General features: G+C 60.9%; 17 protein-coding genes. 9 read left to right on the top strand and 8 right to left on the bottom strand.

Translation table 11 applies throughout. The features are described 5' to 3' along the window. Positions 1–79: 79 nt before the first annotated feature. From holA to AC2S2E_RS05210, 4 genes are all read right to left on the bottom strand, one after another. Positions 80–1,111 carry a DNA polymerase III subunit delta gene (gene holA / locus AC2S2E_RS05225; RefSeq protein WP_476105867.1) on the bottom strand — a complete coding sequence of 344 codons (1,032 nt, stop codon included), beginning with the start codon at positions 1,109–1,111 and terminating at the stop codon, positions 80–82. Next, positions 1,108–1,608, bottom strand: a complete 501-nt coding sequence (gene lptE / locus AC2S2E_RS05220; RefSeq protein WP_486524558.1) for an LPS assembly lipoprotein LptE — start codon at positions 1,606–1,608, stop codon at positions 1,108–1,110. Before lptE ends, holA begins: the two co-directional genes overlap by 4 nt. A gap of 2 nt (positions 1,609–1,610) precedes the next feature. After that, a complete protein-coding gene (gene leuS, locus AC2S2E_RS05215; RefSeq protein ID WP_486523978.1) occupies positions 1,611–4,139 on the bottom strand; it encodes a leucine--tRNA ligase in 2,529 nt (842 codons plus the stop codon). 98 nt (positions 4,140–4,237) lie between these two features. Next, positions 4,238–4,747 (bottom strand): DUF3576 domain-containing protein, encoded by a 510-nt coding sequence (locus AC2S2E_RS05210; protein WP_476105869.1) that lies wholly within the window; start codon positions 4,745–4,747, stop codon positions 4,238–4,240. On the opposite strand from AC2S2E_RS05210, the gene AC2S2E_RS05205 reads away from it, so the two are divergent. The 6 genes from AC2S2E_RS05205 to AC2S2E_RS05180 all read left to right on the top strand — a co-directional run bounded on the left by AC2S2E_RS05205 (position 4,734) and on the right by AC2S2E_RS05180 (position 8,276). Next, a complete protein-coding gene (locus AC2S2E_RS05205) occupies positions 4,734–4,931 on the top strand; it encodes a hypothetical protein (protein WP_476105870.1) in 198 nt (65 codons plus the stop codon). The two genes, AC2S2E_RS05210 and AC2S2E_RS05205, sit on opposite strands and share 14 nt — an antisense overlap. A 141-nt stretch (positions 4,932–5,072) precedes the next feature. Then, on the top strand, positions 5,073–5,819 hold the full coding sequence (locus tag AC2S2E_RS05200) for a hypothetical protein (protein ID WP_486523977.1): 747 nt from the start codon (positions 5,073–5,075) through the stop codon (positions 5,817–5,819). A 265-nt stretch (positions 5,820–6,084) separates the two neighbouring features. Continuing rightward, positions 6,085–6,807, top strand: a complete 723-nt coding sequence (gene phbB, locus AC2S2E_RS05195) for an acetoacetyl-CoA reductase (RefSeq protein ID WP_476105872.1) — start codon at positions 6,085–6,087, stop codon at positions 6,805–6,807. 346 nt (positions 6,808–7,153) lie between these two features. Beyond that, complete coding sequence (locus AC2S2E_RS05190) at positions 7,154–7,414, top strand: ribbon-helix-helix domain-containing protein (protein ID WP_476105873.1); 261 nt, start codon at positions 7,154–7,156, stop codon at positions 7,412–7,414. A gap of 87 nt (positions 7,415–7,501) precedes the next feature. Beyond that, positions 7,502–7,876 (top strand): glycine zipper 2TM domain-containing protein, encoded by a 375-nt coding sequence (locus AC2S2E_RS05185; RefSeq protein ID WP_476105874.1) that lies wholly within the window; start codon positions 7,502–7,504, stop codon positions 7,874–7,876. Between the two features lie 109 nt (positions 7,877–7,985). Further along, positions 7,986–8,276 carry a hypothetical protein gene (locus AC2S2E_RS05180; RefSeq protein ID WP_486523976.1) on the top strand — a complete coding sequence of 97 codons (291 nt, stop codon included), beginning with the start codon at positions 7,986–7,988 and terminating at the stop codon, positions 8,274–8,276. 58 nt (positions 8,277–8,334) lie between these two features. Here AC2S2E_RS05180 and murA read toward each other — a convergent pair whose 3' ends face one another. Beyond that, complete coding sequence (gene murA / locus AC2S2E_RS05175) at positions 8,335–9,618, bottom strand: UDP-N-acetylglucosamine 1-carboxyvinyltransferase (protein ID WP_476105876.1); 1,284 nt, start codon at positions 9,616–9,618, stop codon at positions 8,335–8,337. A gap of 147 nt (positions 9,619–9,765) precedes the next feature. Here murA and galU point away from each other — a divergent pair, with 147 nt between their 5' ends. After that, positions 9,766–10,662, top strand: coding sequence for a UTP--glucose-1-phosphate uridylyltransferase GalU (gene galU / locus AC2S2E_RS05170; RefSeq protein ID WP_486524557.1), 897 nt, complete (start codon positions 9,766–9,768; stop codon positions 10,660–10,662). 135 nt (positions 10,663–10,797) lie between these two features. Here the strand turns inward: galU and AC2S2E_RS05165 are convergent, their stop codons facing one another. The 3 genes from AC2S2E_RS05165 to AC2S2E_RS05155 form a co-directional block, all read right to left on the bottom strand. Then, positions 10,798–11,325, bottom strand: a complete 528-nt coding sequence (locus tag AC2S2E_RS05165) for a hypothetical protein (protein ID WP_476105877.1) — start codon at positions 11,323–11,325, stop codon at positions 10,798–10,800. Between the two features lie 147 nt (positions 11,326–11,472). After that, positions 11,473–12,462 carry a sulfur carrier protein ThiS gene (gene thiS / locus AC2S2E_RS05160; protein WP_476105878.1) on the bottom strand — a complete coding sequence of 330 codons (990 nt, stop codon included), beginning with the start codon at positions 12,460–12,462 and terminating at the stop codon, positions 11,473–11,475. Positions 12,463–12,481: 19 nt separating this feature from the next. Next, entirely contained in the window at positions 12,482–12,856 is a 375-nt protein-coding gene (locus AC2S2E_RS05155; protein ID WP_476105879.1) for a MerC domain-containing protein, read from the bottom strand. Positions 12,857–13,025: 169 nt separating this feature from the next. Between AC2S2E_RS05155 and AC2S2E_RS05150 the strand changes: the two genes are divergently transcribed. Together AC2S2E_RS05150 and cutA are read left to right on the top strand one after the other, a co-directional pair. Beyond that, the gene (locus AC2S2E_RS05150) at positions 13,026–14,054 is read left to right on the top strand and encodes a COX15/CtaA family protein (RefSeq protein ID WP_476105880.1); all 1,029 of its coding nucleotides are present in this window, start codon (positions 13,026–13,028) and stop codon (positions 14,052–14,054) included. Continuing rightward, complete coding sequence (cutA, locus tag AC2S2E_RS05145) at positions 14,051–14,377, top strand: divalent-cation tolerance protein CutA (protein ID WP_476105881.1); 327 nt, start codon at positions 14,051–14,053, stop codon at positions 14,375–14,377. Before AC2S2E_RS05150 ends, cutA begins: the two co-directional genes overlap by 4 nt. Position 14,378 lies beyond the last annotated feature (1 nt).

The raw sequence follows: 14,378 nt of genomic DNA, 5'->3' as shown, positions 1-14,378 counted from the left end.
CATTGCAGCAAAATAAAAATTTGCTCAAACCTTGTTCAGATATCTAACGTCTCTGTAAATTGGTTCGGCAAACCGGCGTTTAGAAACGAGTTTTTGCGTAGCGAACTATTTCCGCCAATTCCTGGGCAAGCAGCAATTCAGCACTATGGTTATTCGCCATCAGGCTGCGATGAAGAACCATCAGTCGTTGGGCGAGTCGGGCCAAAGCCCGCCCCCGCCATATGCGCAATTGACGCGTAAGGTCCGGAACATCCTTGAAAAACACCCGACGCGATGCTTTTTCCGCCTCCATAAAGGCCGAAATATCCGCGTTGGTTCCCATGCGACTCGCCAACTGTGCCAATTGGGCAACGCGGCGCTCGAATGCCAGCAGCAGGCCGACCGGGTTCAACTCAAGCTCTGCCATTCGGCGAAGCTCCGCATTCAACTTGGCCGCATCCCCGCCCAGGACAACATTTACCAAAGTGGTAAAGCCATCCTCTTCGGTCCGTGCGCCCACTGCCTCATAGGCTTCACGCGTGGCGGCACGCGGACGTTCCTGCGTCGCGTCCAGATAGAGCGCCAGTTTGGTAACTTCAGACGCCGCCAACCTTGTATCCAACCCTACCGCAGCTGCGATACGCTGGGCCAATTCGCGGTCCATTGGCACGCCGGCGGCATCGGCCAATTGGCGCACCGTGCCCGTTACCGACCCCAGATCGGGCGGATAGAACATCGCCACCAACGCATCCTCGCGCTTTTCCAAAAGCTTGGCCGTGCGCGACTTGTCGCTGGCATTGGCGGCCTGAATAATGACCGGACATGGCGCGACATCGCTGGAGAGCAGGTTCTCAACCGCGTCATGCGCCTCGTCCCCGGAACAGCGCACCCAGATATGGCGCGTATCGCCAAACAGCGACGTCGATCGCGCCTCATCCCCCAGTCGGACCGGGTCACGCTTCAATTCCGCGCCGGAAAACTCCACGCGTTCCCCCGCATCGGGCAAGAGCGAGGCGATGCGAAAGGCCGCATCCTGAACGCTGGCATCATCGGTGCCGCAAAGAAAGAATATCCGCATGCTCTGCGCCGCTCTGGGCGCCATGGACGCGAAATCGCGCTGGGTGGCCTTCATCGCCTCGCGCGCAGCTTGACGGCCAGATTGGTGACGATGCGCCCGGCCACCACCTTGGTCAGGTTCTCCAGAGCGGTCTGTTCGGCCGCAACCGTGGCATATTCGGACGAGACCACGTCCAACCCCGCGTCCGATCCCGCCGTCGCGTCCAGCAGGACATCGCCGCTGGCCGCATCAACCAACTGATAGCGCGCGCGCAGGATGCGGCGTTCACGCCCCACCGTGTTGTTCGACAACAGGCCAAGGCCCAGCAGCTTGTCATCCAGCTTTACATCCAGACGATAGCGCGCCTCACCCGAGGCCGGTTCCGCCCCCAGCCGGTCGACCAGCGCATTATGCATCAGCCACCCGGCCTTGCCCTGAATGGGCGAGACCGAGATGGAGCCCAGCCCCTGCGCCACAGACGCCTGGCTCCCGCCCGCATAGAGCGGCTGCAAGGCGCAGCCCTGCAAGGCGGGAAGCAGGACAAGAGCACAAAGGGGCAGGAAGCGACGCATCATCAAAATACCAGATTCACGAGACGATCAGGCACCACGATCACTTTTTTGACCTCGGCACCTTCAAGGATACGCTGCACATTGGCCGAAGCCAAGGCCAGCGCTTCCAATTCATCCTTGGGCAGGCCCTTGGCCACGGTGATCGTGTCGCGCAGCTTGCCCTTGACCTGGATCGCGATGGTCACCTCATCATCGACCAACAGCGCCGGATCGAACGCGGGCCATGCGGCGTCGGCAATCAGATCATCACCGATGCTTGCCCACGCTTCTTCGGCCAGATGCGGCATCATCGGCGCGATCAGCAGCAGGATCGCCTTGATCGCGGCGCTGCGGCTGGCGCTGGGCGCGGCCTTTTCGACCACACCCGTCAGTTCGTAGATGCGCGCCACGGCCTTGTTGAAGCTCAAAGCCTCAATGTCGGCGGCAATCGCATGGACGGTCTGATGGGTCTTGCGATCCACGGCCTTGTCCTCGCCGGTTGCGGCGGCGTCATATTGCGCGAACAGGCGCCACAAGCGCTGCACAAAACGCGCACAACCCTCGATCCCGGCCTCGCTCCACGGCAGATCGCGTTCCGGCGGGCTGTCCGACAGCATGAACCAGCGGATCGCGTCGGCGCCATAGGTGGCGACAATTTCGTCGGGGTCCACCACGTTCTTCTTGGACTTCGACATCTTGATTACGCGGCCAATTTCGACCGGGCCTCCATCGGCCTTCAAAGTCGCGCCCTCGCCGGTGCGGGTGATGTCGCTGGGCGCATACCAGATCGGCTGGCCGTTCGACGGATCGACACGGCTATAGGTCTCATGCGTCACCATCCCCTGCGTAAACAGGCTGGCGAAGGGCTCCTTCACATCGATTTTGCCGATGCGGGCCAGCGCGCGGGTCCAGAAACGGGCATAGAGCAGGTGGAGGATCGCATGTTCGATCCCGCCGATATATTGCCCCACCGGCAGCCAGCGCGCGATTTCCGCCGGATCAAACGGCGCGTCATCGGGCTGGCTGGCAAAGCGCAGGAAATACCAAGAGGAATCGACGAAAGTATCGAGCGTGTCCGTCTCGCGCCGCGCGGCATGGCCGCATTGCGGGCAATCGACATGCTTCCACGTGGGATGGCGATCCAGCGGGTTGCCGGGAACGTCAAAGGTCACATCCTCGGGCAGGGTGACGGGCAGGTGCTTCTTGGGCACCGGCACCACGCCGCAAACCTCGCAATGGATGAAGGGGATCGGCGTGCCCCAATAGCGCTGGCGCGAAACGCCCCAGTCGCGCAGGCGCCACACGGTCTTGCCCTCGCCCCAGCCTTCGGCCTCGGCCTTGGCGATGACGGCGGCCTTGGCGGCCTCGACTTCCATGCCATCGAGGAAGCGCGAATTCACCAGAGTGCCCGCGCCCGTATAGGCTTCATTGCCCTCGAAAACGGGCGCGGTGTTGTCGCCATCGGCCACCACCCGCGTTACGGGCAGGCCATATTTACGGGCGAAATCAATGTCGCGCTGGTCATGCGCCGGGCAGCCGAAGACCGCGCCCGTGCCATAGTCCATCAGCACGAAATTGGCGATATAGACCGGCAGCGTCCAACCATCATCAAGCGGATGCAACACTTCAAACCCGGTGTCGAAGCCCAGCTTCTCAGCGGTTTCAAGTTCAGCAGCGGTGGTGCCACCCTGCTTGCATTTGTCGATGAACCCAGCCACCTCGGGCGATTGCTTGGCAAGAGCCTGTGCAACCGGGTGATCCGCCGCGATCGCTACAAAACTCGCACCGAACAACGTATCCGGTCGGGTCGAGTAGACCTCAATATCGTCCGTGAACGGAGGCATCGGCTTGAACCGGAACTGTAAGCCCTGCGATTTGCCGATCCAGTTTTCCTGCATCAGCTTCACCTTTTCCGGCCAATGCTCAAGGCTCGAAAGCCCCTCCAGCAATTCGTCGGCAAAGTCGGTGATCTTCAAAAACCACTGGTTCAACTTGCGCTTTTCCACCAGCGCGCCGCTGCGCCAGCCGCGCCCGTCGATCACCTGTTCATTGGCCAGCACGGTGTTGTCGACCGGATCCCAGTTGACCGTCGATTCCTTGCGGTAAACCAGTCCGGCCGCGTACAGGTCGAGGAACAGCGACTGCTCCTGCCCATAATATTCCGGCTCACAGGTGGCGATCTCGCGGCTCCAGTCGAGCGCAAAGCCAAGGCGCTTCAACTGGGCCTTCATGTTGGCGATATTGTCGCGGGTCCATCCGCCGGGGTGAACGCCCTTTTCCATCGCGGCATTTTCAGCCGGCATGCCGAACGCGTCCCAGCCCATCGGATGCAGCACTTCAAAGCCCTGCATCTTTTTATAGCGGGCCAGAACGTCGCCCATCGTGTAATTGCGCACGTGGCCGATATGGATGCGCCCCGATGGATAGGGGAACATTTCCAAGACGTAAGAACGCGGCTTGGCGCTCTTGTCATCGGCCCGGAAGCTCTGCTTCTCGTCCCACACGCGCTGCCACTTGCCATCGGCAACACTGGAATCGAAACGCTCACTCATTGCAAATACCCTTTATGCCTGCTGGCCCTTTATACCAGAAAGCCTCCCGGCTTGCCGATATGGGGGCAAGGCAGGAGGCAAACGGTCAGAATTGAAGTTTACTTGATCAGCGTGGCCTGACGCAGGTCGCGCGCCTTGGTCAGAATAACGTCTTCAAGCCGCTGAACCGTGGCCGCCGCCACCGGCGCGTCGGCCCAGAAACCATCCTTGGAAACCTGACGCGAAGCCGTCACGCGCAACGCGTCCGAACGCAGATCCTTGTCCAGAATCGCGATGGTCAGCTTCATACGCTCACCCGGATTCGACGGATTCGAATACCAGTCGGTCACGATCACGCCGCTGTTCGCATCGCTTTGCAGCAGAGGCATAAAGGACACCGATTCCAGCGCCGCACGCCACAGATAGGCATTCACGCCAATCGTCGTCAAATTCGAAGGCGGCAGCATAACCGTGCTGCGGGTCACGCGGTGATGTTTGATATGGATCGGATTATGCACGCGCATACCGCCGATCTTGCACCCGCCCAGCGCCAACAGGGCCAGAGCGACCGCGCCCCCACGCAGCATCGGGCTGATAAACTTACGGGCAGGAGCCTTGCTGGCCATCATCGGTTCTGCACTTTCCGTCTCAAAAACCCAAAATGCTTGGGCCCCAAAAAAACTGGTCATCGCCGCCCGGTCCGCTCACTACGCGCGCAACGAATGGCAAGTCTCTATAACCGCCAAAAAGCGCGCGACAAGGGGCGATGGGCAATGTCTTTTCATGGCCGGTGACGGGGTGAACCTTGGCTGAACATTCAAACGCCGTGCAGCCAAGGTTCAGCATGGCGCGATTATGATTCAACGCCTATAAGGTTTCGGTCGGAATCAAGTCCGGCCCGTGATTCAAGAATCGACCATGCAGGCAACGCTTCCTTTGGCACCGCGCAACTCAATGCCCTCTCTGGTCATGGCCGCCGCTGTGGCCCTGCTTGCCTTGCCCAGCGCGGTTCTGGCCTTTTCGACGCGGTTTGACACGGTGATCGAAAACGCCAGTGCAGATTCCAATCAGGGCGATTTTTCCCCCAGCGAAATGGACCCCAGAGCCGCCCGCGCCATGGCCGCCCGGCAACAGGCGCAATTTATGCGCGGCAAGGAGGAGCTGTTCCATTTCACCCCCGCCGGATTGGCGGCAAGGCCGGACCGGTCAGTGACGGTGGCGGTGCGGGTTGATGCGGAAACCGCGCGGGCAATTGTCGTGCGCGGCCCATCCATCAATGCGCCGCGCATCCAGAACCCCGGCCCGAACCAGCGCGTGGCGCCCAATGCCTATAATCTGGGCCTGTCGCGCGGGTATCAGGGTTTTTCGACGCTGACCTCGACCTATTCGCTGCCGGGCAATGACCGGACCAAGCATGACCTGCCCGATCTATCCGCCTTTCCACGGATCGAAACGAGCGGCGATTCGCGGCTGGCGCCGCATATTCAACTGGTCGATCGTGAACGCGCAGGCCGCGCCCCCCGCACGCTGGAAAGCAATGGCGAACAGACGGTTGACGTTGGCGGGTCCTATCGCGTTACGCGCAATTTCGACGTGACGGCGGGCGTGCGCTATTCTCAGGACCGCGACAGGTTGAAACCAACCAGTGACGCCAAATCGGACAGTCAGGCGGTTTTTGTCGGGACTCAATTTCGGTTCTGACGGGTTTCGTCAAAAGCTGAACTGTAATTTGACAGACAATTGCCGCATTATATTGGTATTTACGGAGCAATATTGCATGTGTGCCATACATTGCTGCAATTGCGTAAACCGATAATTAACTTCGCAATCGCAGCATTTTTCGTAACTTCCCTCCACAATAGCGCCAAATTACGCAATTTTTACGCTCACGGGCCGCGCAACTTACTTGCCACTGTCGCATTGCGCCGATAGCACTCTGCATACCGACATCTTTTGGAGGAATTGCATGACGCGGGTGGCAATCGTTACAGGTGGTACGCGGGGCATTGGCGAGGCGATCAGCCTCGCACTGAAGGATCTGGGATACACGGTTGCCGCAAATTACGCGGGCAATGAAGAAAAGGCCAAGGCCTTTACCGAAGCCACCGGCATCGCGGCCTATAAGTGGGACGTGGGCGATCACGAAGCAACGCTGGCCGGCGTGGCGCAGGTCGAGGCCGATCTGGGCCCGGTCGATGTCGTGGTCAACAATGCCGGCATCACGCGCGACGGCGTGCTGCACCGCATGACCTTCGACAACTGGAACGAAGTGATCCGCGTCAACCTTGGCGGCTGCTTCAATATGGCCAAGGCCACGTTCCCCGGCATGCGCGAACGCGGTTGGGGCCGCATCGTCAACATCGGCTCGATCAACGGTCAGGCCGGTCAGTATGGCCAGGTCAACTATGCCGCCGCCAAATCGGGCATCCATGGCTTTACCAAGGCTCTGGCCCAGGAAGGCGCCAAGTTCGGCGTGACCGTCAATGCCATCGCGCCGGGCTATATCGACACCGAAATGGTGGCCGCCGTTCCCGCCCCCGTGCTGGAAAAGATCGTCGCAAAGATCCCGGTGGGCCGCCTTGGCCATGCCGAGGAAATCGCGCGCGGCGTGGCCTTCCTCTGCTCCGAAGAGGCCGGTTTCGTCACCGGTTCGACGCTGAGCATCAATGGCGGTCAGCACATGTATTGATCGATCTCGATCATACTGATGGCAAAAGGGCGTGGGTCGAAAGGCTCGCGCTTTTTTGTTTGGGGAATGGGGAAGGGAAGGATGCGAGGGTTATTACCCTCGCGCTCCCTTTACTGTATTCGTTGCGCCATGGGTTCGGCACTTTGTGTCGGACGCGACGTTGACAATTGAAAGCCTGCGGCGCGGATAGCGCGAGTTCACCGCGCCGCAGGCTTCAAATTGCATCAAACTACCCCGCCATCCATGCGCCCCCCCCCCCCCCCTTAACGGGATTGCAAAGGGCCCCCGCCCTTTGCCTGCCGGAGGCCCCTATCCCTAACCCCTCATCTCCCGTAAAACCGTCAGCATGCCCATCCCCTATCACCCCCCTGTCAAACGCTCGGTCGAAATCGCCGGACACAAGACGTCGATCAGCCTTGAGCCGCTGTTCTGGGACATGCTGCGCGATGCCGCGGCGAAGGAAGGGGTTTCGGTCAACGCATTGGTGGCGCGAATCGATGCGGACCGGATTGCCTGCGACACACCTCCGGGGCTGGCGGGAGCGGTCAGAATATGGCTGGTCTGTCAACCATTCGTCGCGGTTGATACACGCTCCGGCTTAGAGTAAATCCCCCTAATTGGCCGTCAATGACGTTTCGAAAGCATCCGCTTTGCGAAACTTCGGTGTGGGCCGTCATTGGAGGGGGAAATTTCCATGCGTAAAATCGGAAACATGTCGGGCCTTGGACTTGGCCTCATCGCCCTTGCCCTTTGCGCCCAGCCCGGCCTGTCGGCCACGGTCAAGAAAAAGAGCACCAAGCCCAAGGCCGTCGCTGCGGCCAAGCCCGCGCCTGTGCCAAGTCCCGCGCCTGTCATGCAAAAGACCAAGGTTTGCGACCATACCGGCGCCACAACCGGCGCAGTGGCCGGGGCCGCCGTCGGGGCCGTTTTGGGCAACAAGGTCGTCGACAACGGCATTCTGGGCACGGCGGGCGGCGCGGTGGCCGGGGCCTTTGCCGGACAGGCGCTGGAACGCACCATCACCGCCAAGCAGCGCTGCCGCGAAGTGGAGACGCCGGTCCGTCCCTGATCGGCTTCATGCAACACGATGGAACACTTGGTCGCAAAAGTTGTTCATCTTGAGTTGAACTGCGTTGGTGCTTGATAGGCGCCACGCTGATCAAAACAGGAGATCCCATATGCGAAACTATTTGAAGCTGATCGCCATGTCGTCGGCTCTGGCCGTTGTGGCCGCGCCCATTGCGGCCGAAGCGCGCCCTGCCAAGCGCGTGGTCAAGGTATGCCGCAAGTCGAGCGGTACGGCCGGCCTGATCGCGGGCGGCGCGGGCGGCGCTTTGCTGGGCCATGGGGCGCTGGGCGGGCCGGTGGGCATGGTGGCGGGCGCGGTGGGCGGCGCCTTTGCGGGTCGCGCCATTGACCGCACGATCACGGCCAAGAAGCGCTGCCGCTATGTCGAGGCGCGTCGCTAATCAACGAACCTGACCCGGCGGCGGATCCAGCCGCCGGGTCATGGCCCGATCAAGGGCGTCAGTCGCTGCCGACGCGCTCAATATCCGCGCCCAGCAGCGCGAATTTTTCTTCCAACCGCTCATAACCACGATCGAGGTGATAGAGGCGGTGGACCGTCGTCTCCCCCTCTGCCGCCAGCCCGGCAATCACCAGGCTCATCGATGCGCGAAGGTCGGTGGCCATCACTTCGGCCCCGGTCAGCTTGGGCACGCCATGAACAATGGCCACGCGGCCCTTGGTTTCGATCCGCGCGCCCATTCGGGTCAGTTCCGGCACGTGCATATAACGGTTTTCAAAGATCGTTTCGGTCAACACGCTGGTGCCCTCGGCGCGGGTCAGCATGGCCATCAACTGGGCCTGCATATCCGTGGCAAAGCCGGGATAGGGTGCAGTTTCAACCGTAACGGGCCGAATTGGGCCATTGGCCGCAACGAAAATGCTGTCCTTGCGCGGTTCGACAAACACGCCCGCTTCACGCAAAGCCGCAAGAGTCGCGTCCATTTCGTCCGCGCGCGCCCCCAGCAATTCGACCTCGCCACCCGTGATCGCGGCGGCGCAGGCATAGGAACCGGCCTCGATACGATCGGGCATGACCTGATAGGTCGCGCCATGCAGACGCTTGACCCCGTGAATGGTCAATTCCGATGTGCCAATGCCCTCGATCTGGGCGCCCATGGCCACCAGCAGGTTGCACAGATCGACGATTTCCGGTTCGCGCGCGGCATTGTGCAAACGGCACGTGCCATTGGCCATACTGGCCGCCATCAGCGCGTTTTCGGTGGCCCCGACCGACACCACCGGAAAGGCATAGCGCCCACCGGGCAGGCCACCATCGGGCGCAACCGCGCGGACATAACCGGACGTCAATTCAATCGTCGCGCCGAATGCTTCAAGCGCCTTGAGATGGAGGTCGATGGGACGGTTGCCGATGGCACAGCCGCCGGGCAGCGAGACGGTCGCTTCGCCCGCGCGCGCCAGCAACGGCCCCAGCACCAGAATCGAGGCGCGCATCTTGCGCACCAGTTCATACGGCGCCGTCGTGCTGGTCAGGCGCGTGGCCTGAAGGGTCATAACTCGACCAAAATCCTCTGGCCTTGTCCCGGCGATGGACGTAGAAACGCCGAATTGATTGAGCAAATGTTGAAATCCATCCACGTCGGCCAGACGCGGAAGGTTGCGCAACGTAAGGGGTTCCTCGGTCAGCAGCGCGCAGGGCAGCAAGGTGAGGGCCGAATTTTTGGCTCCCGACACCGGAATGCTTCCGGAAAGTCGCTTGCCACCGCGAATGATGATCTTGTCCATCGCTTCCGTTTAGGGGGCATTTTCGCGCTCGGCAATGGGCGGATTATGAAAGGCTGGCCGAGAAATATTAACCAAGTTGTAGAACTTGCAATTTAGGTAGATTTACGTCTAGCTCTTGTGAGCAGTCGGGAATGGAAGCGAGGTATGATGACTAATTCGCAAGAAATTAAGCCCGTCCGCAAGGCGGTATTTCCCGTAGCAGGCCTTGGCACGCGCTTTCTGCCTGCGACAAAGGCTATGCCCAAAGAAATGCTGACCATTGTTGACCGCCCGCTTATTCAATATGCCGTTGATGAAGCGCGCGAGGCCGGCATCGAGCAGCTTATTTTCATTACCGGCCGCGGCAAGACGGCGATCGTTGAACATTTCGACACGGCCTATGAACTCGAAGCGACGATGACCGCGCGCGGCAAATCGCTCGACGTGCTGGACGACACACGGATCAAGCCGGGCAATCTGGTCACCGTGCGCCAACAGGTGCCGATGGGCCTTGGCCATGCGGTGTGGTGCGCGCGCGAAATCGTGGGCGATGAACCTTTCGCCATCATCCTTCCCGACGAACTGATGGTCGGTAAAAAGGGCTGTCTCAAGCAGATGGTCGAAGCCTATAACCAGACCGGCGGCAATCTGATCTCGGTGCTCGAAGTGCCGCGTGAGGAAGTGTCGTCCTATGGCGTTATCGCACCGGGCAAGGCCCAGGGCAATCTGACCGAAGTGACGGGCCTGGTGGAAAAGCCCAAGGTCGAGGCAGCGCCGTCGAACCTGATCATTTCGGGCCGCTACATCCTTCAGCCCGAAGTGATGAAGGTTCTGGAAACGCAGGACAAGGGCGCGGGCGGTGAAATCCAGTTGACCGACGCCATGGCCCAGATGATCGGCCAGCAGCCGTTCCACGCCGTGACCTTCGAAGGCAAGCGCTATGACTGCGGCTCGAAGGTCGGCTTCGTCGAGGCGACGCTGGCCCTGTCGCTGGCGCGCGAAGATATGGGCGCCGAAGTGCGCGAAATGGCGCGCAAGCTGCTGGGCGAACCGGTTCTGGCCTGATCGACCCGATTTCATAACAAGGGCGCGTGGGGAGCGATCCTCACGCGCCTTTTGTTTTGCCCGCCCGTATTCAAGACAAAGAGAAAGGCGCGAAGAGCCGGGCCCTTCGCGCCTTTTCCCTGCGTTAAAGCGGTATCAGGCCGCTTCTTTATCCACCCACTCGGGATAGAAGGCCGGTTCACGCGTGGACCAGCCCGGCGCGGTGGCCGCGGCCTCGCTGATCGATTGCAGCAGCTTCTTGCGACGCTCGGGCCGGATCTGGGGCAGAGCCGCCGCCGCACAGAAGGCCGAAGGCAACCAGGGCCGCACATCCGCGCCCAACAGGCGTTCGTAAAGGAAGCGGTACGAGGAAAAGCCCGTCAACTTTTCCTGCGCCAGATCGAAAGCGGTCAGGCGCACCAGCTTGCCCAGAAAGCTTTCCAGCGCGTCAAGGCAATCCTCGCTGGGCTTTTCCCCGCGCAGAGCCTTTAACTCCTGATAGATGACATATTGGCTGCGGATGCTGGCGTTTTCCGCCGCATCACGCGCCCACAGCTTGAAAGCGTCCTGACGCCCCAACCCAACATCGAGGCTGCGCTTGATATAACGCTGTTCGCAAGACGTAAAACCGGCGAATTCGCGCAGTTCGGCGATTGCAAGCGTGGCAGTTCCTGTCTGTGCCATCTTCGTGATCCCTCGGCCCGGATGATTCCCGGCCTCGGTCACAAATTGCCTTCAAGGTCTTGAAAACCCGTTAACCATCTTAAAGAAAGTCATAGGGGACGCCCTTTAGCGTCCCCGTCCGATTTGTTTAGATGATGCCAAATCCGATCAGATCATCCCGGCCAGCGGGCTGGACGGATCGGCATATTTGCGCGTGGCCATACGGCCCGAAAGATAGGCGTCGCGCCCCGCCTGAACCGCCAGTTTCATCGCGCGGGCCATGCGGATCGGGTCCTTGGCTTCGGCAATGGCAGTGTTCATCAATACACCGTCCACGCCCAGTTCCATGGCGACCGCCGCATCCGAGGCCGTGCCCACGCCCGCATCGACCAGAACCGGCACCTTGGCGCCTTCCACGATCAGGCGGATCGTCACCTTGTTCTGAATGCCAAGGCCCGAACCGATCGGCGCGCCCAGCGGCATCACGGCCACGGCGCCCGCTTCTTCCAACTGCTTGGCCGCAATCGGATCATCGACGCAATAAACCATCGGCAGGAAGCCTTCCTTGGCCAGCACCTCGGTCGCGCGCAGCGTTTCGCGCATGTCGGGATAAAGCGTGCGCGCCTCGCCCAGCACTTCGAGCTTGACCAGATCCCAACCGCCCGCCTCACGCGCAAGGCGCAACGTGCGGATCGCGTCCTCGGCGGTAAAGCAACCGGCGGTGTTGGGCAGATAGGTGATCTTTTTCGGATCAATGAAATCGGTCAGCATCGGCGCCTTGGGGTCCGACACATTGACGCGGCGCACGGCCACCGTCACGATTTCCGCGCCCGACGCCTCCAGCGCGGCGGCATTTTGGGCGAAATCCTTATACTTGCCGGTGCCGACGATCAGGCGCGAACGGAAAGTGCGACCCGCAACGGTCCATGTGTCATCTGCGTTCACGTCACCACCCCCTACAAAATGCACGATCTCCAGCACATCGCCATCGGCCAATGCCACATCGGCCAGCGTGCTGCGCGGCACGATGATCGCATTGCGCTCCACCGCGACTTTCGCCGGATTAAGGCCGATGTCGGCCACAAGGTCGGCCACGCTGGCGCCATGGGCAATCCGGCGCGGTTCGCCATTCACAGTCAGGGAGATCGTTTCGCTCATGCTTGGCGCTATTGGCGCGTCATGCCGCGTGGCGCAAGTTCCGGATGTGGGCAATCGCGAGAAGAATGACGCCCGGGACCGTCAGCGCGATCTCTGGCAAGCCATGCGGGACCACAAGCCCCGCCGCCATCAGCACCAGCCCGGCGCAGCCCAGCACCAAAGGTTCACGCCGCCCATGCCGCGCCAGACCAAAGCCCAGCCCCAGCGCGCCAATGGCAATGGCCGCCATCAGCCCGATTTCATGCACATGCGGATCCAGCAGCACGCCGCCGCCCACGCCCATCAATCCCACCAGCACCACGCCCGACACGCAATGCACAAGGCAAAGCGCCGAAAGCGCAACGCCGAGTCGATCGAGTTTGGCGCGAATCAAGGCAAGTGCGGGGGTGAACATAAGCGCTCCGATATGTGATAATGTATCATGTGGCAAGAGGTTACATTTTTTCAACCCCGATCCCGGCCCTTCCGTGGAATTAAACTTGCGATATGATTGCATTCATTGGATCAAGGCGATGTCGGATCTCTCCCCTTAAGAGGCTGGACCAAGAACACAGGACATGAAGATGGGTTTCTCTTCCAGCGCCCGCCCGTTGCAGATCGCACGTTGGCTGTGGGTTGTGGCCGCCATGGTGGTGGGCATCGTCGTGGTGGGGGGCATCACGCGCCTGACCGAATCGGGCGTGTCGATCACCGAATGGAAACCCGTCAGCGGCGCCCTGCCCCCCCTGACCCAGGCCGCGTGGGAGGCCGAATTCGCCAAATATCGCGCCACGCCGCAATATATTCTGATTAACGGCCCCGCAGGCATGACCTTGGCCACATACAAGGCCATCTTTTTCTGGGAATGGGTCCACCGCTTGCTGGCCCGCACGATCGGACTGGTCTTTGCTTTGCCGTTCATCATCTTTTGGGTCCGGCGACAGATTCCGGCTGGCTATCACCTGCGCCTGTTCGCGCTGCTGGCGCTGGGCGCTTTGCAGGGGGCCGTGGGATGGTGGATGGTCAAATCGGGCATCGCCCATGATGTAAAGGTCAGCCACCTGCGGCTGGCCACGCATCTGGGGGTGGCGCTCTTTACGCTGGCGGGTCTGGCATGGACCGCGCTGGATCTTCAAGCCCTGGCGCGGGGGCAGAAGCGCAGTCGCATGACACCGCTGGGCCTGATGGCCGGGGGCGTGCTGGCGCTGCAATTGATCTGGGGCGCGTTTACGGCGGGGTTGCGCGCGGGGCATGTCACCGATGAATGGCCTTTGATGAACGGCCATATCTGGCCCGGCCCGACCCAAATGGGGCAAAGTTTTATTCAGACCGTCACCGGCGATCCGGCCATTGTCCATTTCATCCACCGCTGGTGGGCATGGGTGGTGGTGGGCGTGCTGATCGTGCTGGCCCGCGCGCTTAAACAGCGGGGGCTGCGTGAACCCTCGATCGCCATTCATTCGGCCTTTGGCACGCAAATCCTGCTGGGCATCGCCACGGTGATGAGCGGGGTGTCGATCCCGCTGGCCGTGGCGCATCAATTGGTGGGGGCGCTGCTGCTGCTGGCCACGGTCTGGGGCATGCATGCTTTGGGCAGCGAACGCTGGTCATGAACGATCTGCCCGCGCCCATGTTGATCTGGTGCCCGTTTCCCGATGTGGAAAGCGCGCAAAAGGCGGCAAGAGTGCTGGTCGAGGAATCTCTGGCGGCTTGCGCCAATATTATGCCCGTGATGCAATCCATCTATTCGTGGCAAGATGAAATTCATGAGGCACAAGAAGTCGGCGTTTTGTTCAAGAGCAATGTTCAAGCTCATTCCAGATGTATGACGCGCCTCCTTGCGCTGCATCCTTATAGTGAACCGGCAATTTTGGCGTGGGAATGTCCCGCCTCTTTGCCGCAAACCATTGGGTGGCTCGCCAAACTGGTGGGATAAA

It is taken from the genome of Novosphingobium sp. 550D, assembly GCF_057401885.1.
Note: the sequence above shows the minus strand (reverse complement) of the source record. Positions and strands in the feature narration are given on the sequence as shown.